Annotated in this window: 17 protein-coding genes; 8 read left to right on the top strand and 9 right to left on the bottom strand. The window is 67.4% G+C overall.

Annotated elements, in window-relative coordinates; translation table 11 throughout:
* Positions 1 to 17: 17 nt before the first annotated feature.
* Together IEY28_RS02160 and IEY28_RS02155 are read right to left on the bottom strand one after the other, a co-directional pair.
* Positions 18 to 1,160 (bottom strand): acyl-CoA dehydrogenase, encoded by a 1,143-nt coding sequence (locus tag IEY28_RS02160; RefSeq protein ID WP_188994122.1) that lies wholly within the window; start codon positions 1,158 to 1,160, stop codon positions 18 to 20.
* Positions 1,161 to 1,245: 85 nt separating this feature from the next.
* The gene (locus tag IEY28_RS02155; RefSeq protein WP_188994120.1) at positions 1,246 to 2,103 is read right to left on the bottom strand and encodes a 3-hydroxyacyl-CoA dehydrogenase family protein; all 858 of its coding nucleotides are present in this window, start codon (positions 2,101 to 2,103) and stop codon (positions 1,246 to 1,248) included.
* A gap of 267 nt (positions 2,104 to 2,370) precedes the next feature.
* On the opposite strand from IEY28_RS02155, the gene IEY28_RS02150 reads away from it, so the two are divergent.
* Complete coding sequence (locus IEY28_RS02150; RefSeq protein ID WP_188994118.1) at positions 2,371 to 3,246, top strand: class 1 fructose-bisphosphatase; 876 nt, start codon at positions 2,371 to 2,373, stop codon at positions 3,244 to 3,246.
* On the opposite strand, the gene IEY28_RS02145 is transcribed toward IEY28_RS02150, so the two are convergent.
* Positions 3,240 to 5,252 (bottom strand): PKD domain-containing protein, encoded by a 2,013-nt coding sequence (locus IEY28_RS02145; protein ID WP_188994116.1) that lies wholly within the window; start codon positions 5,250 to 5,252, stop codon positions 3,240 to 3,242. The genes IEY28_RS02150 and IEY28_RS02145 overlap by 7 nt on opposite strands.
* A 112-nt stretch (positions 5,253 to 5,364) precedes the next feature.
* On the opposite strand from IEY28_RS02145, the gene IEY28_RS02140 reads away from it, so the two are divergent.
* A complete protein-coding gene (locus IEY28_RS02140; protein ID WP_188994114.1) occupies positions 5,365 to 7,137 on the top strand; it encodes an acyl-CoA carboxylase subunit beta in 1,773 nt (590 codons plus the stop codon).
* A 4-nt stretch (positions 7,138 to 7,141) separates the two neighbouring features.
* Here the strand turns inward: IEY28_RS02140 and IEY28_RS02135 are convergent, their stop codons facing one another.
* Genes IEY28_RS02135 through IEY28_RS02120 form a run of 4 tightly spaced genes read right to left on the bottom strand, consistent with a single transcriptional unit; the run spans position 7,142 to position 9,159 of the window.
* On the bottom strand, positions 7,142 to 7,351 hold the full coding sequence (locus tag IEY28_RS02135; RefSeq protein WP_188994112.1) for a TOBE domain-containing protein: 210 nt from the start codon (positions 7,349 to 7,351) through the stop codon (positions 7,142 to 7,144).
* A 56-nt stretch (positions 7,352 to 7,407) separates the two neighbouring features.
* Positions 7,408 to 7,818 (bottom strand): DoxX family membrane protein, encoded by a 411-nt coding sequence (locus IEY28_RS02130; protein WP_188994110.1) that lies wholly within the window; start codon positions 7,816 to 7,818, stop codon positions 7,408 to 7,410.
* 43 nt (positions 7,819 to 7,861) lie between these two features.
* Positions 7,862 to 8,707: a CPBP family intramembrane glutamic endopeptidase gene (locus IEY28_RS02125; RefSeq protein WP_188994108.1), complete on the bottom strand. Its 846-nt coding sequence runs from the start codon at positions 8,705 to 8,707 to the stop codon at positions 7,862 to 7,864.
* Between the two features lie 2 nt (positions 8,708 to 8,709).
* The gene (locus IEY28_RS02120; protein WP_188994106.1) at positions 8,710 to 9,159 is read right to left on the bottom strand and encodes a MaoC family dehydratase; all 450 of its coding nucleotides are present in this window, start codon (positions 9,157 to 9,159) and stop codon (positions 8,710 to 8,712) included.
* A gap of 87 nt (positions 9,160 to 9,246) precedes the next feature.
* On the opposite strand from IEY28_RS02120, the gene IEY28_RS02115 reads away from it, so the two are divergent.
* From IEY28_RS02115 to IEY28_RS02100, 4 genes are all read left to right on the top strand, one after another.
* Entirely contained in the window at positions 9,247 to 9,669 is a 423-nt protein-coding gene (locus IEY28_RS02115; RefSeq protein ID WP_188994104.1) for a hypothetical protein, read from the top strand.
* 62 nt (positions 9,670 to 9,731) lie between these two features.
* Complete coding sequence (locus IEY28_RS02110) at positions 9,732 to 10,568, top strand: HpcH/HpaI aldolase/citrate lyase family protein (protein WP_188994102.1); 837 nt, start codon at positions 9,732 to 9,734, stop codon at positions 10,566 to 10,568.
* 74 nt (positions 10,569 to 10,642) lie between these two features.
* Positions 10,643 to 11,899 carry a Glu/Leu/Phe/Val family dehydrogenase gene (locus tag IEY28_RS02105; RefSeq protein ID WP_188994100.1) on the top strand — a complete coding sequence of 419 codons (1,257 nt, stop codon included), beginning with the start codon at positions 10,643 to 10,645 and terminating at the stop codon, positions 11,897 to 11,899.
* A gap of 66 nt (positions 11,900 to 11,965) precedes the next feature.
* Positions 11,966 to 12,451 carry an SRPBCC family protein gene (locus tag IEY28_RS02100; protein ID WP_188994098.1) on the top strand — a complete coding sequence of 162 codons (486 nt, stop codon included), beginning with the start codon at positions 11,966 to 11,968 and terminating at the stop codon, positions 12,449 to 12,451.
* On the opposite strand, the gene IEY28_RS02095 is transcribed toward IEY28_RS02100, so the two are convergent.
* Positions 12,448 to 12,990 carry a hypothetical protein gene (locus tag IEY28_RS02095; RefSeq protein ID WP_188994096.1) on the bottom strand — a complete coding sequence of 181 codons (543 nt, stop codon included), beginning with the start codon at positions 12,988 to 12,990 and terminating at the stop codon, positions 12,448 to 12,450. The genes IEY28_RS02100 and IEY28_RS02095 overlap by 4 nt on opposite strands.
* Positions 12,991 to 13,123: 133 nt before the next feature.
* Here IEY28_RS02095 and IEY28_RS02090 point away from each other — a divergent pair, with 133 nt between their 5' ends.
* Both IEY28_RS02090 and IEY28_RS02085 read left to right on the top strand, forming a co-directional pair.
* On the top strand, positions 13,124 to 13,675 hold the full coding sequence (locus IEY28_RS02090; RefSeq protein ID WP_188994094.1) for an NAD(P)/FAD-dependent oxidoreductase: 552 nt from the start codon (positions 13,124 to 13,126) through the stop codon (positions 13,673 to 13,675).
* The gene (locus IEY28_RS02085; RefSeq protein WP_188994092.1) at positions 13,672 to 14,562 is read left to right on the top strand and encodes a DMT family transporter; all 891 of its coding nucleotides are present in this window, start codon (positions 13,672 to 13,674) and stop codon (positions 14,560 to 14,562) included. Before IEY28_RS02090 ends, IEY28_RS02085 begins: the two co-directional genes overlap by 4 nt.
* Here the strand turns inward: IEY28_RS02085 and IEY28_RS02080 are convergent.
* Complete coding sequence (locus IEY28_RS02080) at positions 14,555 to 15,352, bottom strand: RIO1 family regulatory kinase/ATPase domain-containing protein (RefSeq protein WP_188994090.1); 798 nt, start codon at positions 15,350 to 15,352, stop codon at positions 14,555 to 14,557. The genes IEY28_RS02085 and IEY28_RS02080 overlap by 8 nt on opposite strands.
* Positions 15,353 to 15,360 lie beyond the last annotated feature (8 nt).

Genomic DNA, 15,360 nt, shown 5'->3' with positions numbered 1-15,360 from the left:
ACTTACAGCCACCAGTATCAGTCCAGCAACTCGTCGGCGATGGTGTTGCGGAGGACTTCGCTGGTCCCCTCGTATATCTCGTTGAGTTTGGCGTCGCGGTAGAACCGCTCGACGGGGAAGTCCTTCGTGTAGCCGTAGCCGCCGTGGATCTGGATGCCCTCGTTGGCCACCTCGCGGGAGACTTCGGAGGCGTACAGTTTGGCCTGTGCGGCCTCCTTGACGTAGTTCTCGCCGCGCATCTTCAGGTCGGCGGCCTGATGCATCAGCAGTCGGGCGGCCGACGTCTTCGTGTCCATGTCCGCGAGTTTGTGCTGGATGGCCTGAAAATCGGAGATGGGGCGGTCGAACTGCTCGCGGTCCTGTGCGTACTGCAGGGCTTCGTCCAGCGCGGCCTGTGCGATGCCGACGCCCCGGGCGGCGATGGTGATGCGCCCGCCGTTGAGCGTCTTCAGCGCGTGGACGAACCCGCGGCCCTCGTCGCCGAGGCGGCGTTCCTCGGGGAGGTACATGTCGTCGAACCGCAGTTCCGCCGTCGGACAGCCCTTGTCACCGAGTTTGTGCTCCGTGCCCTCCACGACGAACCCGTCGTCCTCCTCGGGGCGGACGACGAACGAGGAGATGCCCTTGTTGCCCGCCTCTGGGTCGGTCTTCGCGAACAGGACGACCGTATCTGCGACGGAGCCGTTCGATATCCACAGTTTCCCGCCGTCGACGACGTAGCCGTCGCCGTCGGGTTCGGCCGTGGTCGTCATCGCGGGCACGTCGCTCCCGGCGCCGGGTTCCGAGAGCGCGAACGCGCCGACCTCCTCGCCCTCGGCCATCGGGGTGAGGTACGTCTCCTTCTGGGCCTCGTCGCCGAACTCGTAGACCATGTTGCAGGCCAGCGAGATGTGGGCGGCGACGATGGTGCCGAGGCCCCCGCTCCCGCGGGAGATCTCCTCCAGTGCCATCGCATAACTGTGGTAGTCGAGGCCGGCGCCGCCGTACGCCTCGGGGATGGGCATCCCCATCAGCCCCAACTCGGCCATCTGGTCGACGAGGTCCCACGGGAACTCGTCCGTCTCGTCTATCTCGGCCGCGCGCGGAACCACCTCCTCGTCGACGAACTCCGCGACCATCTCCTGTATCTGGCGCTGCTCCGCTGTGGGACTGAACTCCATGTGTCAAGGTATCGAGGGCCGTGACTTTACTGTTCGGCAACGCCCAGTCGGTTGTCCGCTATCGTATTCCGGCCGCCACGGCGGGTCAGTCGTACTCGTAGAACCCCGCGCCGGTCTTCTTCCCGAGGTCACCGGCGGCGACCTTCCGCTTGAGGAGGTACGCCGGTTTGTACCGGTCCCCGAGTTCCTCGTGGAGCGTTTCGCTCGCGTCGAGGACGACGTCGAGGCCGATGTGGTCGGCCAGTTCCAGCGGCCCCATCGGGACGTTCGTCCCGAGGGTCAGTCCGCGGTCGATGTCGGCCATCCCGGCGACGCCCTCGTCGTAGGCGCGGATACCCTCGTTTATCCACGGCATGAGGACGCGGTTGACGACGAAGCCGGGTTTGTCGTCGGCCTCCCACGTCTCCTTACCGAGGTCCTTCGCGAACGCGTGTCCCAGTGTGAGCGTGTCCGCGCCCGTCTTCTCGCCGACGACGACTTCGACGCCTTTCATCACCGGGACGGGGTTCATGAAGTGGAGGCCAAGCACTCGCTCGGCCCGGTCGACGACGCTGGCGATGGTGGTTATAGAGAGCGTACTGGTGTTCGTCGCGAGTACCGTCTCGGTCCGACAGGTGTCCGCAAGGTCCTCGAAGACGGACTGCTTGACGTCCATATCCTCCGTGACCGCTTCGACCACGAGGTCACAGTCGGACAGGTCGGCGAGGTCCGTCGTCCCTTCGATGCGGTCCCGGGCGCGGTCGGCTTCCGACCGGGTCAGTTCGTCCCGGGCGACGAGACGACCGAGGCTCTCGTCGATGTCGTCGAACCCCGCGGAGACGAACTGCTGTTCGACGTCGCGCATCACGACGTCGTAGCCCGAAGCGGCGGCGACCTGCGCGATGCCGTTGCCCATCGTGCCGGCACCCACGACGCCGACGCGGTCGATGTCGTCGAGTTGCATACCCGTCGGTTCGACCCGTGTTCGTGTAAGTCTGCCGACCTTAGACGAATAGTAACTACCCTTACCATTCAATAAATGTGTGACTAACCACCATGCTCAAACCCAACGAGGGCGGCGCTACCGAATAATTGACTCGCTCCGTAGTAAATGTCAGCAACAAGATACTTATGGTGTGGGGAAGAAGCAGGGAGTGACGACACACTGGGAATCACTCGCCGGACGGCCCCACTCCCGAACTGACCGGCGCGCCACCCAGCCCCACCATAGATGAGCAAATCACTCGACGCCCCGGCCACCCAGGCCGATCGGACGGTCGCACAGGTCATCGACACAATCGCGGACGCGGCGAGCGACGTTCGAACAGCCATCGCGACGGAACGCGAACACAGCGGCACGGTCAACCCCAGCGGCGACGAGCAACTGGCGGCCGACCTCCGGGCGGACGAACTGTTCGAGGAGCGCATCCTCGGCATCGACGGCGTGGCCACCTACGCCAGCGAGGAACGCGAGGAAGTCGCGACCAGCGACGGACGCCTGCACGTCGCGATGGACCCCCTCGACGGGTCCTCGAATCTGGAACCCAACAGCGGCATGGGTACCATCTTCGGCGTGTACAGCGAGCGCCCGCCCACGACGGGCCGGAATCTGCTGGCCGCCGGGTTCGTCATCTACGGGCCCGTCACGTCGATGGTCGTCGCCCGCGACGGCCGCGTGAAAGAGTACGTCCTCGGCGACGACCGACGCGTGGTCGACGACGACGTGACCGTCCCCGAGGACCCGACCGTGTTCGGGTTCGGCGGCGGCGTCGACTCGTGGACGGACGACTTCCGGACGTTCGCCGAGGAGATTCGCCGCGAACTCAAACTCCGCTACGGCGGCGCGATGATAGCCGACATCAATCAGGTGCTCACGTACGGCGGCATCTTCGCGTATCCCGCCCTGCAGTCCCGACCCGAAGGGAAACTACGTCTCCAGTTCGAGGGCCAACCGATGGCCTACATCGTCGAGGCCGCCGGTGGCAGGTCCTCGAACGGCGAACAGTCGCTCCTCGACCTGAACCCCGACGAACTCCACGAGCGCACGCCGCTTCACCTCGGTAACGCGTCGCTCATCGACCGCCTCGAATCCGAGACCGGTCAGTAACCGAGGTATATCGCCAGCGCTTTTAGAATACCGTAGACCACGACGACCAGTCCCACGAGGGCGCTCAGTATCGTCCCGACGATACCGCTGGGCCACAGCGCCAGCGGGTTCGGCACGGACGGGAGCGTCGGGACGCCCGGCAGTGCGATCCCGCCACCACCGCTACTGACGGTGGCGACTCGCCGGCTTCCGACTTCGAGTGGACCGCCCTCGGGCAGTTCTCTGGCGAACTCCGTCGTGCGCACCTCGCCCGCCGGCACCGTCACTTCGCGGGTGGCGAGCGTCGAATCGTTCAGAAAGAGGGTGACGAGGTAATCGCCTGTCGCGGTCCCGCGATTCGTGAGATTCACCGTGACGACGACCCGGTCACCGACCGAGAGGTCGGCGGCGTCGGCGGTGGCGTTCGTGACCCGGATGTTCGGTGTCCCCGCTCGGTCCGTCCGCTCGGTCGGCGTCGTGGTGACCTGTTCGGTCGGCGTCGCGGTTTCCCGCTCGGTCGGCGTCTCGGCCGTCACGGCGGCGGTCCGTGATCTGTCGAGACCCACAGCGAACCGCGAGAGCCCCGGTGCCGTCGCCCGGTAGACGACGCGCGACTCGCCGCGCTCGACGACGGTCGTTTCCAGCGCCGCCCAGCCACCGTCGTCACGGTACAGCGTGACCGCCTCGGGGGCGACGCCGGAACGATCCAGCGCCGCCCGGTCGACGGCGAACCGGAGCGTCACGCCCTCGGCCGGCACGCCGCCGTGGTCTATCTCGAACACCGCGAGTCCAGCGTCGCCCGTCGCCGTCGCGAGCGAGGGCGGCGTCCGATTTCGCGCCGCGAGTGCGACCGGAACGGTCCCGTTGTCGGGCAACGAGGCCGTCACTCGCAGCAACGAGGCGTTGGCGCCGGACACGAGCGGTCTGTCGTCGGACGGCCCGAGCGTCTGTGCGAACCCCGTCCCGTCGACCGTCGCCGTCGCGTGGGTCGCGTTGATCCGTGTGAGATTGACAGTGCCGGAACTGCCGTTGGCCGTGGCGACGGTCACTGTCTTCGTGGCGACGGCAGTGTTGCCGAACGGGTCCGTCACTTCGACGGCTATCTCGTGGGTGCCCGGCGTCGCGAACGCGACGCGAATCGACTCGCCCGGGATGATGGTGCCGCCGTCGACGCGCCAGCGGTAGCGCTCGATTCGCTGGTCGTCCGTGGCGTTGGCCGCAGAGAAGTTCACCGGGTCGCCGACGGTGGCGTTCTCGGGGCCTTCGAGCGTGACGTTCGGTGCGGACCCGTCGTAGCGGAACTTCTTCAACCGGCTGAACCTGACGCTGTTGTTGTAGCGGTCGGTGGCCGACATCCAGAGGACCGCGTACTGCCCCTCCTCCGGGAACGTATAGCGAGCCGTGTACACCGCCGTGTCGCCGACGGATTCGGTGAAGTTCGAACGGTTCAGTTCGTCCGTCGTCGGTCCGCCGATGCTGACGCGGAGGGCGGAGAGTCGTTCGTTCGTCTCCGCCCGGATCTCGACGGTCGATTCGTTCACGCGCTGCAACTCGAACGAACGATACCGCGGCGTCGTGGAGTCCATCCCCGAGACGGTGACAGTCCCTTCGTCGAGTTCGTTACGCGCACTGTCCTTGATAGCGGCGCCGCTCCGGATGCCGATAGAGACGTTGTTGGTGTCGACTCGGTCGTCGAGAAACAGGGACACGCGGGCTCCGGTGCGGTTCTTCCCGTCGACGTCGAGTGACGTGACGGAGACGTTCGCGACGGACCCGGCAGTCAGGGCGAAGTCTTCGGCCTGAATGCTCTCGGGGTCCAGCGTGCCGTTGTCGTAGACGGTCACGTGGATCGTCGTCGCGTTCCCCTTCGTCGCGTTCCCCCACTCCGGCGGCGTGGTGTCGGCGGCCGCGACGGCCCCACTTGCGACGACGGTGAGGGCGCCGAGGAGTATCGCCGCGAGGAGACCGCGACGAATCCACCCGGCAGCACGACGGCCTCGCTTCACCCCGACGCTGGCGACGCTCATTGCCAGCCAGTTGCCTACGACCGGTTATCAATCGACCGGCGACATTACGAGCGATGATAATCGAGCCGCGAGCGGGGCAAGGACTGTGACCCCTGGGGCCGTGGGACACGGTATGAAGGTTCGTATCGCCGCAGACGCGAGCCGCGACGAGGCGTCGGCCATCGCCGCCGCCGTCGCCGAACACGTCGGGGAGCGAGTCGAAGTGTACGTCGGCGACAGCGACGACCCCACGTTCGTCGAATCGGTCGCCGAAGCCGACACGGACGACGCGGGGACCGACGACAGCGGCGACGCCGACGAGGCCAGCCCCACCGAGCGCGAGGAGCGACTCCGCGAGGAGATAGCGGATATCGAGCGCGGCGGCCCGGAGAAGTACCGCGAGCGCCTCGCCGAACAGGGCAAACTGTTCGTCCGCGACCGACTCGAACTCTGGTTCGGCGAGGACGGACTGGACTTCGAAGACGGCCGGTTCGCCAACTTCGACGCGTGGCACGCCGACAGCCCAGAAGTCGAGGAGTACGACGACGGTACTCGCCTCCCCGCCGACGGGATGCTCACCGGCGCGGCGACGCTGGACGGCCGCAGGGTCCACGTCGCCGCCAACGACTTCACTGTCAAAGCGGGCTCGGTGGCCGAGCGCGGCGTCGAGAAGTTCCTCCGCCTCCAGCAACGCGCCCTCAAGACCGGGCGGCCCGCGCTCTACCTCGTCGACTCCTCGGGCGGTCGCATCGACCAGCAACGGGGCTTTTTCGCCAACCGCGAGGGCATCGGGAAGTTCTACTACAACCACTCCATCCTCTCCGGCGCCGTCCCGCAGATATGCGTGCTGTACGGCCCCTGTATCGCCGGTGCGGCCTACACCCCGGTGTTCTCGGATTTCACCGTGATGGTCCGCGGGATGAGCGCACTGGCTATCGCTTCCCCGCGGATGGTCGAGATGGTCACCGGCGAGGACATCGACCTCGAAACGCTGGGGGGCCCCGACGTCCACGCCCGACACTCTGGCAGCGCCGACCTCGTGGCCGACGACGAGGAACACGCCCGCGAACTGGTCGCGGACCTCGTCACCTATCTGCCGGACAACGCCGAGCAGAAACCGCCGAGTGCGGAGACCGTCGCGCCGGCGAAGTCCCCCGGGGGACTGGACGGCGTCGTCCCGACGGAGCCAAACAAGGGGTACGACATGCATCGGGTCATCGAGCGAGTGGTCGACGGGGACTCCTTCTTCGAACTCCAGCCCGAGTACGGCAGGGAGGTTCTGACCGGGTTCGCCCGCATCGACGGCCGCTCGGTCGGTATCGTCGCCAACCAACCGGCCCAGCGTGCGGGCGCTATCTTCCCGGACTCGGCCCGCAAAGCCGCCGAGTTCGTCTGGAAGTGTGACGCCTACAACGTCCCGCTCCTCTATCTCTGCGATACGCCGGGGTTCATGGCCGGGTCGGGCGTCGAGAAAGAGGGGATTCTGGAGGCCGGCAAGAAGATGATCTACGCAACGTCTTCGGCCACCGTCCCGAAGCAGTGTGTCGTCGTCCGAAAGGCCTACGGCGCGGGCATCTACGCCATGTCCGGGCCGGCCTACGACCCGGAGGCGACGCTCGCGCTCCCGAGCGGTGAAATCGCGATTATGGGTCCCGAAGCGGCTATCAACGCCGTCTACGCGAACAAACTCGACGCCATCGACGACCCGGAGAAACGAGCCGAACGCGAACGGGAACTCCGCGAAGAGTACCGCGAGGACATCGACGCCCACCGGATGGCGAGCGAAGTCGTCATCGACGAAATCGTTCCGCCAAGCGACCTACGGGCGGAGCTGGCCGCTCGTTTCGAGATGTACGAAACCGTCGAAAAAGACCGCCCCGAGAAGAAACACGGAACCGTCCTCTGATGCCTCACTCGGCGTCGATCATCACGTCACTGGCCTTCACGACGGCGCTGATCTCGTCGCCCGGAACGAGATTGAGTCGCTCCGCGGAGTCGCGAGTGATCGTCGACGTCACCGTCTGGCCGTCGTCGAGTTCGACCACGACTTCGGCCATCACGCCGTCCATCTCGACGGCCGTCACGGTTCCTCGGAGGGAGTTTCTGGCACTGAGTGTCATGTGTCTTGTTGGCTGTTCTACCATATATACCTCCCGTCGGCACTCGTATCGCCGCCTCACGAAGACGGTGCCAGTGACCGCACCAGCACCGCCGACGCGAGCGCCGTCAGGCCCACGTCGCGTATCATCACGTCGACGAACAGGCCGCCCTCCGTGACGCCGACGACGGCGAGGTACGCGGCCGTCGCGGCCAGCGAGACGGCCGCCACCGCCGCCGCGGCCGACGTGTAGCGGTCGGCGACCAACACCGCGCCGAACCCGATTTCGAGGACGCCGTTGAGCAGCATGAACTGAACCGGAGTGACGAGGAGCAACGGAGCCAGCCAGTCCACCACGTACGCCGCCCATACGTCCGGCGCGAGGAGTTTGTGGACGCCAGCGAGTACCAACATCGCGCCGAGACCGACGCGGGCGACGGCGTCCGGATCCAGCCTCTCTACGAGTGCGGAAGCGCGTGCGGCGGCCATACTCGATTCGAGGAGCGCCGGAGAGAAAACCGCTCGGACCGACTCACTCGCTCCCGAGAGCTCCCCGAGTCAAGTCGGGCGTCCCGCGGACCCCGACCACCGCCGTCGCCAACCCGAACGCCAGCGCACCCGCGAGGCCGACCGGACTGGCGACGAGTTCGTTCAACACGGGTCGTTCTGTGACGGCGTAGACGACCACGAGTCCGGCGGAGCCGTTGAACACGCCGTGGAACAGCGCCGCGGCCAGCACGGATTCGGCACGGAGAACGACGTAGGTGTACAGCGGCGAGAACGCCACGCAGGCCACGACCATCATGCCGACGCCGAGGACCGGAAACGAGGGGAAGTTGTACCCGTCGAGGATGATAGGGGCGTGCCAGAGCCCCCAGAGCGCGCCGATGACGCCCGACGCCTTCCAGAACCCCAGCGGCGCGAGTTCCCACAGGAGATAGCCCCGCCAGCCGAACTCCTCGCCGAAGGCGAACACGGCGTTGACGGTGGTGCCCAGCGCGAGGACGAGACCGAAGGTAACGAGGACGCCCGCGACGCCGCCCGGGAGTGCGATACCGGGAAGCGCGTCGGCGCTCGGATCGAAGGCGATGCCCGGGACGGCTACCGAGAGCGCCAGCGTCAGTCCGACGAGGGGCAGCGCCAGCAGCGCCGCGACGGCTAGCCACCGGCGGCGACCGACGCGCAGTCCGACGGCCCCCGGCGCGAGGCCCGACGTGAGCGTGGCGACGAGGCCGGCGACCATCGGCGTGAACATGTACGCCGGTGCCAACGCGACCATCCGGACGCCGGTGCTCAGCGAGACGGCGACGAGGGCCGCCGCCAGACCTGCGAGCGTGAGGCCGAACGTGGCGAGTCGCCGGCGGTCGGGCACGGTCATCGTCAGTCCTCGGCGCGCTGGACGAGGGCCGTTCGCTCGAAGGAACACACCAGCGTGTCGTCCTGCTTGTACACGTCGACCCGCATGGTGACGACGCCACGTTCCTCGTCGCTGGTCAGTCGCTTCTCGGTCACCGTCGTCTCGGCGCGGAGCGTGTCGCCGTGGAACACCGGCGAGGGATGCTCCACGTCGTCGTACGAGAGGTTCGCGACGATGGTGCCGTCCGTCGTGTCGGGAATCGTCAGGCCCACGGCCAGCGACATCGTGTAGAGGCCGTTGACGAGGCGCTCGCCGAACTGCGTCTCGGCGGCGAACTCGGCGTCTAAGTGGAGCGGTTGCTGGTTCATCGTCAGGTCACAGAAGCGCTGGTTGTCGCTCTCGCTTATCGTCCGTCGCTTCGCGTGGTCGATGGTCTCGCCTTCGGTGAACTCCTCGTAGTACAGGCCGCCCATGTGGTGGCCGACGCCCGCCGGTCCCTTAGGCTGTGGGGCGGTGAACGATGGCCTACTTTCTTAGTCACTGGACCGGAATTTTCGAAGGTGTCCCTCCGCTCGATTGTCGCTGGATGGCTCCCCGAGGCTCCGCCGACGTGGGACCAAGTCATCGTGACCGCCCTCGCGTCCGTGTCGACGGCCCTCACTATCTACGAGAGCGATGCTGTCTCGTGGGTGGCCCTCGGGGGAGCCTTCGCCGTGACCGTCGCCGTCGCCGGGCCGGTGGCGCAGTCGTCGGTCGGACGGCGACTTCGCCAGCGAGCGCCCAGACTCGGGCGCCGCGCCGTGGCCGCCGGTATCGCCCTCTTCGCCGTCGGCGTCTGGGTGACTGTACGGACCATCACCGTCCCGGCGTCGGTCCTCACGGCGCTTGGAACCGGAATCGTGTTCGGGGTCGCGGTACTGGTGGTGTTTCAGGCCGCCTACACCGGGACGATCTCCGGGTGGTCGGAGCGGCGACCGAAGTGAGAGTGTCGCGCCGGGCACCACCAGCGCCGACACTTACGGACCGGGGCGCCAAACGAGAGCGTATGCCCCGCAGAAGCGTCCTGTTCTCCCCCGGCGACGAGCCAGAGAAGCTACGGAAGGCACCGCGTAGCGACGCCGACGTGGTCGTCTTCGACCTCGAAGACGCCGTCGTCCCCGACGCCAAACCCGCCGCCCGCGAGACCGTCCGCGACGCACTCGCCGAGGTACTGCCGGCCGACTGTGAGGTCTGTGTCCGGGTCAACCCCGTCGGCTCGGGGGCGGCCGACGACCTCGCCGTCGTCCTCGCCGGGCCAGCACCGGACAGCGTGATGCTCCCGAAGACTCGGAACGCCGAGGACGTCGAGTTGCTGGCCGACCTCCTCGAGGAGGCCGACGTCGACTGCCCGATACTCGCCCTCGTCGAATCCGCGGCGGGGATCCTCCACGCCGAGGCTATCGCGGCCGTCGAGGCGACGGACGCGCTGGTGTTCGGGGCCGAGGACCTCGCCGGGGACATCGGTGCGACGGGGAGCGAGGACCGTAGCGAAGTCTCCCACGCCCGTCAACACGTCGTCCTCGCGGCACGGGCGGCCGACGTGACGCCCATCGACACGCACTTTCCCAACTTCACCGACGACGCGGGCCTCCGTCGGGACGCCCGCCGGGCGCTCCAGTTGGGGTACGACGGCAAACTCGCCATCCATCCCGCGCAGGCGACGGTCGTCAACGACGTGTTCACGCCCGACGACGACAGGGTCGCGTGGGCCGAGCGGATTCTACGCGCCCGCGACGAAGCCGACGGGGGCGTCTTCGTCGTCGACGGCGAGATGATAGACGCCCCGCAGATTCGACAGGCCGAGCGCGTCCTCGAACGAGCGGGCGTCGACCGGTCACAGTAGTCTGGTTCCCACGAAGGCGGGCGCCGACCATGGCCGGCGGCACCCTTTTGTCGCCACTCTTCGACGGAGTACGTATGTCTGACGAGGTGAACCCGTTCGAGAGCTTACAAGAGCAGATCGACGACGCCGCCGCCTACCTCGAGTACTCCACGGACGTTCTCGAACGCCTGAAACACCCCGAACGCGTCCTCGAAACGAGCCTCTCCGTCGAGATGGACGACGGTTCGGTCGAGGTGTTCAGGGCCTTCCGCTCGCAGTTCAACGGCGACCGCGGCCCGTACAAAGGCGGGATTCGGTATCACCCGCAGGTGTCCCGCGACGAAGTGAAAGCCCTCTCCGGGTGGATGGTGTACAAGTGCGCCGCCGTCAACATCCCCTACGGCGGCGGGAAAGGCGGCATCAAGTTCGATCCGCGCGAGTACTCCGACAGCGAAGTCGAACGCATCACGCGGTCGTTCGCGAAGGAACTCCGGCCCATCATCGGCGAGAACAAGGACATCCCCGCGCCCGACGTCAACACCGGCCAGCGGGAGATGAACTGGATAAAGGACACCTACGAGACGTTAGAGAACACGACCGAACCCGGCGTCATCACCGGGAAGGCGCCCGAGTCCGGCGGGAGCGCTGGCCGGGTCGAGGCCACGGGTCGCTCGGTGATGCTGACGACCCGCGAGGCGTTCGAGTACCTCGGCAAGGACGTCGAAAACGCCACCGTCGCCGTGCAAGGGTACGGCAACGCCGGGTCCGTCGCCGCGAAACTCATCGACGATCTGGGTGCGAACGTCGTCGCCGTCTCTGACTCCTCTGGGGCCGTCTACAATCCCGACGGGTTCGACGCCCGCGCAGCGAAAGCCCACAAGACCGAAACCGGGTCCCTCGCCGGGTTCGAGGGGGCGACCGAGGAACTGAGCAACGAAGCCCTCCTGACGATGGACGTCGACCTGCTGATTCCGGCGGCACTGGAGAACGCAATCGACGAGACGGTCGCCACCGACGTACAGGCCGACATAATCGTCGAAGCAGCCAACGGCCCGCTGACGCCCCGGGCCGACGACGTCCTCTCGGAGCGTGACGTGGTCGTCTTCCCCGACATCCTCGCCAACGCTGGCGGCGTGACGGTGTCGTACTTCGAGTGGGTCCAGAACCGCCAGCGGTTCTACTGGGACGAGAGTCGCGTCAACGACGAACTGGAGCGGATCATCACGACGGCGTTTCGCGACCTCGTCGATACCTACGAGCGCACCGACGCGCCGAACTTCCGAACGGCGATGTACGTCGTCGCCATCGAGCGGGTCGTCGACGCGGCCGAGGAAGGCGGCATCTGGCCCTGATCGGCCGCCTCTCGACGCAGTGTCTGGCACCGCCGCAGTTTTCCCCGTGTCGCCCCAAGCCCCGGTATGCCCGTCTTCGAGCGAGAGGTCCGCGTGTCGGCGCCGCTGTCGGAAGTCTGGGAGTTTCACTCGACGGCCGACGGCCTCGTGGCCCTCACTCCGGACTGGATGCACCTCAGGGTCGAGGAGACGCGCGGGCCGGACGGGGAACCAGACCCCGAGGTACTGGAACCGGGGTCGGTCGTCGTCTCCTCGGTCAAGCCGTTCGGCGTCGCGCCGCGCCAGCGCTGGGTCTCCGAAATCGTCGCCCGCGACGAGGGCGAGGACGAAGCGATGTTCCGCGACGTGATGACCGAGGGACCGTTCCCCGAGTGGGAGCACACCCACCGGTTCCGGGCCGACGGCGACGACGCGACCATCGTCCACGACCGGGTGGAGTACGAACTCCCCGGCGGACCGCTCGGACGCGTCGCGGGGCCGCTGGGCTTTCTCGGGATGGAACCGATGTTCCGGTACCGACACCGGGAGACTCGGGCGTTGCTCGAAGCCTAACCGTCCAGATACTGCGTCGCCGTCTCCTCGACGGCGACCGGGACCCCACGAACCGCCGACCGGCCGTCGAGTTCGACGGTCACGGTCACCGTTCGGGGGGCGACCGACAGCACCCGGTCGAGTGGAACGGTCGGTTCGCTCACGACCTCACCGTCACGATTCCGCGTGGTACCGTAGTCGACGGTGACGACGAGTCCGAACACGAGGCTGCGTATCCCCCGACCGAGACCGGCGTCAGGTTCGTCGAGTCGGTCCTCGACGGTCGGAACGACTCTCTCGGCGGCGTGTTCGAACGCCGTCCAGCGGACCCATTCACCGAAGGGTTCGGTCCCGCCGTCCTCGCGAACGGCGTCACGGTCGGGGAGGTACGTGACTGCGTCGGCGTCGACAGTCTTCGTCGTCTCGACCGGGGCGCCGCTAGGCCGGTGGAGGGCCCCGTCCGCGGCGATGTCCGCTCTGGTCGCGTCCGCGACTGCCGTGGCACCGACCAGCGCCGCGAGCCCGCCGCCGATGCCGGCGAGGTATCGTCGTCGGTTCATGTCTGTATGCTGGACGAATCGGGGAATAAGCCTTCAGATGGGTCAAGCGGCGTTTGTAGCGTCGCTCCGGCACGGTCGCGTACCGACCACCGGCGGGCGTACATTTATCCACCGCTGTGACTCACTGACACACATGACGGACGTACTGGTCGTCGGCGGCGGCCCCGCCGGCCTGAGCGCCGCACTGTTCACTGCCAAGAACGGTCTCGACACGGTGGTCTACGACACCGACGAGACGTGGCTTCACAGTGCGCACCTGTTCAACTACCTCGGTATCGAGTCGAAGGACGGCGAGGCGTTCCTCGAAGACGCCCGCGAACAGGTCGAAGGGTTCGGCGTCGACCGACGCGACGGCGAGGTGACGGGCGTCGAGCAGTCCGACGGCGGATTCGTCGCCACCACCGAGGACGGCGAGACAGAGGCGGCGTATCTCGTCCTCGCGACGGGCACCGACCGGTCGCTGGCGGAAGAACTGGGCTGTACGTTCGACGGCGACGTGGTAGACGTGACCGTCTCGATGGAGACGAGCGTCGACGGCGCCTACGCCACTGGCGCGATGGTCCGCGACCAGGAGTGGCAGGCCATCATCTCGGCGGGAGACGGCGGCGCCGCCGCACTGGACATCCTCTCGAAGGAGGAGGGCGAGCACTTCCACGACTTCGACACCCCGGACGACGCCGAGTGAGCGACCCGGAGATAGACCCCCGAATCGCCCTCGTCGTCGCCGTCCTCGCGGTCAGTACCAGCGCGATTCTGGTCCGAGCGAGCGACGCCCCCGCCAGCGTCGCGGCGCTCCACCGGGTCGTCATCACGACGCTCATAGTCGCGCCGCTGGCGGTGGTACACGACCCCGGCGCGTTCGGACGGCTTGCGCCGCGTGACGTGGTCGCCGCCGCGGCGACTGGCGTGGCGCTCGCGGTCCACTTCGCGACGTGGTTCGAGAGCCTCGCGTGGACGAGCGTGGCCGCCTCCGTGACGCTCGTCCAGTCACAACCGCTGTTCGTGGCACTCGGGGCGTGGGCGCTGCTCGACGAACGCGTCACGCGGGGGACGACGGCCGGTATCCTGCTGGCCGTCGCCGGCATCGTCGTGATGTCGCTCGGCGAACTGCTCGGCGGCGGTGGCGTCGGCGCGAACCCGCTGTACGGGAACGCGCTGGCACTCGTCGGCGGGGTGATGGCCGCCGCCTACGTGCTCGCAGGGCGGTCGCTCCGCCAGCGGTTCCCCTTGCTCCCGTACGTCACTGTCGTCTACGCCGTCGCCGCCGTCTGCTTGCTCGTCTTCGTCGTCGGCAGCGGCCACCCGGTCTTTGCGTACCCGCCCCGTGAGTGGCTCCTGTTCTTCCTGATGGCCGTCGGGCCGGGTCTGTTCGGTCACACCGTGTTGAACTGGGCGCTAGGTCACGTCGAGTCGAGTCTCGTGAGCGTCTCGCTGCTGGGCGAACCCGTCGGAAGCGCGCTGCTGGCGCTGTTAGTGCTCGCCGAGATACCCGGTCCGTGGACGCTCGTCGGCGGTGTCGTCATACTCGCGGGCATCGGCGTCACGGCCCGGTCCCAAAAGCAGGTCAGTTAGCCCGCTGTTCGACGGCGCCGCGGATGGCGGCCGCGTCGAAGTCGTGGTCCGGGCGGAGGTTCACGAAGTCGAGGAACTCCTCGGCGCCGAGCAGTTCGTCGGCCGAGTAGTATTGTGCCGCCGCGTGGACGACCCGGCGAGCGCCGATCAGCGGTTCCAGCGCACCCAGCGCGCAGGCGAGGTCGTACGCTCTCGCGTCGTCGATAGCGTCCTCGCGGACGCTGGTCGCGTCGATGAAGTACACCGCGCCGTCGGCGACGAGGACGTTCTCACACCGGAAGTCGCCGTGAGCGAGGCCGGCCTCGTGCATCCGGTGGAGGTAGTCGAACACCGTCTCCGCGTGGCGGTCGATAGTCTCGGTCGACGACTCGTCGAGCGTCTGGAAGTCCCGCAGGTACTCGAAGACGAGGACGCCCATCCCCTCGTACTCGAAGGCTTCGATGGGTTCGGGGGCGTTCACACCCAGTTCGCGCATCCGCTCGGTCGCGTCGAGTTCGTGGTCGGCCATCTGGGCCGGCGTCCCGAAGTGCTCGAAGAAGCCCTCGGTGCCAGAGGAGAACGCACCGAGGTTCCGGCCGGTCGTCAGGAGCGCGTGGACCAGCGAGTTCTGCTCGGTGATGACCTTCACGAACCAGCGGTCGGAGACGACGAAGGGCGTCGAGAGCCAGTTGTCGGCGTCCAGAAACACCACGCGACCCGACGGTTCGTCGTACCGCTCCAGCACCGCACGGGCGACGCCCTCCAGTTGGTCCCACGGGACCGTACCCCGGAGGAGTCGTCGAAACGCCATCGTCAGGA

Origin of the sequence: Haloarcula pellucida (assembly GCF_014647235.1) — an archaeon.
Classification (GTDB): Archaea; Halobacteriota; Halobacteria; order Halobacteriales; family Haloarculaceae; genus Haloarcula; species Haloarcula pellucida.
This window is presented reverse-complemented; position numbering and strand designations above follow the sequence as displayed.

Excerpts from the sequence above, each read along its gene's own strand:
- IEY28_RS02135 (WP_188994112.1), bottom strand. The coding sequence starts at position 7,351 with ATGACACTCAGTGCCAGAAACTCCCTCCGAGGAACCGTGACGGCCGTC.
- IEY28_RS02080 (WP_188994090.1), bottom strand. The coding sequence starts at position 15,352 with ATGGCGTTTCGACGACTCCTCCGGGGTACGGTCCCGTGGGACCAACTG.
- IEY28_RS02100 (WP_188994098.1), top strand. The coding sequence starts at position 11,966 with ATGCCCGTCTTCGAGCGAGAGGTCCGCGTGTCGGCGCCGCTGTCGGAA.
- IEY28_RS02125 (WP_188994108.1), bottom strand. The coding sequence starts at position 8,707 with ATGACCGTGCCCGACCGCCGGCGACTCGCCACGTTCGGCCTCACGCTC.
- IEY28_RS02140 (WP_188994114.1), top strand. The coding sequence starts at position 5,365 with ATGAAGGTTCGTATCGCCGCAGACGCGAGCCGCGACGAGGCGTCGGCC.
- IEY28_RS02095 (WP_188994096.1), bottom strand. The coding sequence starts at position 12,990 with ATGAACCGACGACGATACCTCGCCGGCATCGGCGGCGGGCTCGCGGCG.
- IEY28_RS02090 (WP_188994094.1), top strand. The coding sequence starts at position 13,124 with ATGACGGACGTACTGGTCGTCGGCGGCGGCCCCGCCGGCCTGAGCGCC.
- IEY28_RS02145 (WP_188994116.1), bottom strand. The coding sequence starts at position 5,252 with ATGAGCGTCGCCAGCGTCGGGGTGAAGCGAGGCCGTCGTGCTGCCGGG.
- IEY28_RS02120 (WP_188994106.1), bottom strand. The coding sequence starts at position 9,159 with ATGGGCGGCCTGTACTACGAGGAGTTCACCGAAGGCGAGACCATCGAC.
- IEY28_RS02155 (WP_188994120.1), bottom strand. The coding sequence starts at position 2,103 with ATGCAACTCGACGACATCGACCGCGTCGGCGTCGTGGGTGCCGGCACG.
- IEY28_RS02110 (WP_188994102.1), top strand. The coding sequence starts at position 9,732 with ATGCCCCGCAGAAGCGTCCTGTTCTCCCCCGGCGACGAGCCAGAGAAG.
- IEY28_RS02160 (WP_188994122.1), bottom strand. The coding sequence starts at position 1,160 with ATGGAGTTCAGTCCCACAGCGGAGCAGCGCCAGATACAGGAGATGGTC.
- IEY28_RS02130 (WP_188994110.1), bottom strand. The coding sequence starts at position 7,818 with ATGGCCGCCGCACGCGCTTCCGCACTCGTAGAGAGGCTGGATCCGGAC.
- IEY28_RS02105 (WP_188994100.1), top strand. The coding sequence starts at position 10,643 with ATGTCTGACGAGGTGAACCCGTTCGAGAGCTTACAAGAGCAGATCGAC.
- IEY28_RS02150 (WP_188994118.1), top strand. The coding sequence starts at position 2,371 with ATGAGCAAATCACTCGACGCCCCGGCCACCCAGGCCGATCGGACGGTC.